The sequence below is a fragment of the Paraburkholderia sp. EG286B genome, assembly GCF_040965655.1.
GTDB lineage: Bacteria > Pseudomonadota > Gammaproteobacteria > Burkholderiales > Burkholderiaceae > Paraburkholderia.
In genome coordinates this window covers 1-3,213 of record NZ_JBFRCF010000084.1, presented here as the reverse complement: position 1 = coordinate 3,213, position 3,213 = coordinate 1, and the positions used below count along the sequence as shown (strand labels likewise).

Here is a 3,213-nt window from a genome sequence, read left to right as displayed (position 1 = left end):
GACATCTGAGCACCTTATCGCATTCGTCGAGTGGCTGGCCGAGCAACAATATTCGGGGAGTTATGCATTTCTGATTGCCCGGCAGGCGCTTGCATTTGGGCGATGGTGTAACGATAGGCGGCTTTCGTTGTGTGCCCTGAAAGACAGCGACATCGCACGATACCAGCGGCTGCGATCGCGACATCGATCGCGATGCTTCGAGACCCGACGCCGGGAGTTGCGCTCGTTGCAGCTATTGATCAACTTCTTGCGTGGTCGAGGAGTGTGCCGTGCTTCTCAAGCGCTCGCGACAGCCGCCGACAACGTTGTCGAAGAGTTCGTGCTGTGCCTGCGGCGTGAGCGGGGATTAGCGGAAATAACTGTCGAGAACTATGCAAGGTGGGTGCACAAATTTCTAGTGTGGCGCTTCGGTCGCGGAGATATTTGCCTGTTTGACGTTCGCGTAACCGACGCCGCAACATTCATTCAGAGTGAGGCAAAGCGCATGAGGCCGGCCGCGCTGAAGAATATTGCCAACGCTTTGAGGTCCTTCTTACGTTACTCCCAGTCCCGCGGGGAAGTCTCTGCGGGACTCGTGGCAAGCGTGCCAACGGTAGCCACCTGGGCGAGCACACCCCCTATCCCGAGGGCCATCTCCGCAGAACACGCACAGCGCGCAATCGACAGTTGCGACCGACAGAGTGCCGTGGGGCTACGTGATCGCGCCGTGCTACTACTTCTGGCGCGGCTCGGGTTGCGCGCCTGCGAGATCGTCAGACTGACGCTGGACGACATCGATTGGGATCGTGCTCAATTGCGTGTGCGCGGAAAAGGTGGGCGCGAGAGTCTTCTCCCATTGGCCGCTGATGTTGGTGAAGGGATCGTAGCCTATCTCCAGCGTGGGCGGCCCGATAGTCCAGATCGGCACCTCTTCCTCCGTTCTGTAGCGCCGATACGCGGGTTGATGGAGGGATCAGACGCGATTGGTACGATTGTGCGTCGCGCAATCCTGCGAGCCAAAGTCGACGCGCCTCATCGCGGTTCGCATCAGTTCCGGCATGCTTTAGCTGTACGTATGTTACAGCTCGGCGCGTCGCTTCCTGAGATTGGCCGGGTGCTACGCCATCGTAGCGTGCAGTCCACCAGCATTTACGCGAAGGTGGATCTGAACATGCTTCGAACGTTGGCGATGGTCTGGCCGGGAGGTGTGCGATGAACACGCTTCGCAAGGGACTCGGTGAGTATCTTGACCTGCGCCGCAGCCTGGGCTTCAAAATGCGCGAAGCCAGCCGGCAGTTGCTTCAGTTCGTCGACTTCATGGAAGCACGGCAGGCGGAGTACATCAGCAATGGCCTGGCGATCGAATGGTCGCAACGTCCTTCGGTCCAACCCGCCGAGTGGGCCAGGCGACTTTGCTTTGTACGCGGCTTTGCCCGATATCGCAGCGCCACCGATAGCCGCACAGAGATTCCACCAGTGGGCCTGCTACCGCACCATTCCACTCGGGCTAGACCGCATCTGTACACGGACCAGGAAGTGAGGAATCTCATGGACGCAGCACTGAAATTGCCGGTGACCTGGCCGTCGACGCCGCTGCGGCCGTGGGTGTTTTACTGCCTTATCGGCTTACTCAGTGTCACGGGCATGCGGATCGGCGAGGCAATGGGTCTTGAGCTGGATGACGTGGATCTTGAAAACGCCGTTCTCACGATTCGCGGCGCAAAGCAAGGTCGTTCACGCTTGGTCCCCATTCATGCGACCACCTGTGCCGTGCTGGCAGAGTACCTCAGACGCCGCGAGCAGTTCTTCGATCATCCGGTCTCTCGCTATGTCTTTGTTAGCGGCCGCGGAACCCGGCTGGATATGGGTCGCGTTCATCGGGTGTTCTACGCGCTATCGCGGCAAACTGGTCTGCGGGGAGAAGATGCAAGCAAAGGACCGCGGCTGCATGACTTCCGTCACCGCTTCGCTATTGAAGTGCTGACACGTTGGTATCGATCTGAGGAAGATGCCTGGCGCCTGTTGCCGCTTCTGTCGACTTACCTCGGGCACGTATACGTAGCCGGTACCTACTGGTATCTGAGCGCCTCGCCCGAGTTGATGGCACAGGCGATGGCCCGGTTCGAACGGCGCTGGGGAGGTTCATCATGACACGCGAGCCTAGCTTCGCCGTCCTGCTGGAAAAGTTTTTTATCCAGCGCTTGATCCAACAGCGTCAGGCAAGCATACATACGATCGTATCGTACCGCGACACATTCCGGCTGCTGCTTGAGTTTGCCCAGCGGCACTTACATAAATCGCCATCCAGCTTGGCCCTGGCAGACGTCGACGCGTCGCTGGTCTCGGCCTTCCTTGATGAGCAGGAAAAGGTCCGGAAGGTGACGGCCCGGACGCGCAATCTGCGCCTAACGGCAGTGCATTCGTTCTTCAAATATGCGGCCTTCGAGATGCCATCACACGCCGCACACATCCAACGGGTACTGGCCATTCCGGCCAAACGATTTACCCGAAACCTGGTGCCCTTCCTAAGCCGGCAGGAGGTCGATGCCTTACTGGCCGCACCCGACCAGAATACCTGGTCAGGTCGCCGTGATCACGCACTCCTGCTGCTCGCGGTTCAGACAGGGCTGCGCCTGTCCGAACTAACCAACCTTCAACGCGAAGATCTATACACCGGCATCGGCGCCCATGTGCGAGTAATTGGCAAAGGGCGAAAAGAACGTTGCACGCCGCTGAGCAAGAGCACGCGTGCAGTGCTGGCCGCCTGGCTTCGCGAGCCATCGCGGGCTGAAAATCAGCCGCTGTTCCCAAATGCGCGTGGCGGTCAGTTGAGTGCGCACGGCGTACATTACCTCCTCCACAAGCACGCAGCCGCCGCCGCGAGAGAATGCCCGTCGCTGAACAACAAGCGCGTAAGCCCGCACGTGTTGAGGCACACGACTGCAATGGATCTACTGCAAGAAGGCATCGACCCATTGGTCATCGCACTATGGCTTGGCCACGAGTCGGTGGAAACGACACAAATCTATCTCGATGCCAATCTGACCTTGAAGCAAGAGGTTCTTGACAGGACTACACCCCCTAACGGCAAGCCGGGACGGTATCGACCAGATGACCGATTGCTGGCGTTCCTGAAAAACTTGTGACCAGCTATGTGCCGCTTAGCGCTCGGTCGTGTGTTACCGTACCGCGGCGCTTTGCGCACCGGGACATAGTTCGGGGCGGGACATAGTC

Annotated in this window: 3 protein-coding genes; all 3 read left to right on the top strand. The window is 59.1% G+C overall.

The window, feature by feature from the left end; genetic code table 11:
- Window positions 1-484: 484 nt before the first annotated feature.
- The 3 genes from AB4Y42_RS43635 to AB4Y42_RS43625 are packed head-to-tail and all read left to right on the top strand — an operon-like array spanning window position 485 to window position 3,125.
- Window positions 485-1,195 carry a tyrosine-type recombinase/integrase gene (locus tag AB4Y42_RS43635; RefSeq protein ID WP_368697805.1) on the top strand — a complete coding sequence of 237 codons (711 nt, stop codon included), beginning with the start codon at window positions 485-487 and terminating at the stop codon, window positions 1,193-1,195.
- The gene (locus AB4Y42_RS43630) at window positions 1,192-2,130 is read left to right on the top strand and encodes a tyrosine-type recombinase/integrase (RefSeq protein WP_368697804.1); all 939 of its coding nucleotides are present in this window, start codon (window positions 1,192-1,194) and stop codon (window positions 2,128-2,130) included. The genes AB4Y42_RS43635 and AB4Y42_RS43630 overlap by 4 nt, the downstream gene beginning before the upstream one ends.
- The gene (locus AB4Y42_RS43625; RefSeq protein ID WP_368697803.1) at window positions 2,127-3,125 is read left to right on the top strand and encodes a site-specific integrase; all 999 of its coding nucleotides are present in this window, start codon (window positions 2,127-2,129) and stop codon (window positions 3,123-3,125) included. Before AB4Y42_RS43630 ends, AB4Y42_RS43625 begins: the two co-directional genes overlap by 4 nt.
- Window positions 3,126-3,213 lie beyond the last annotated feature (88 nt).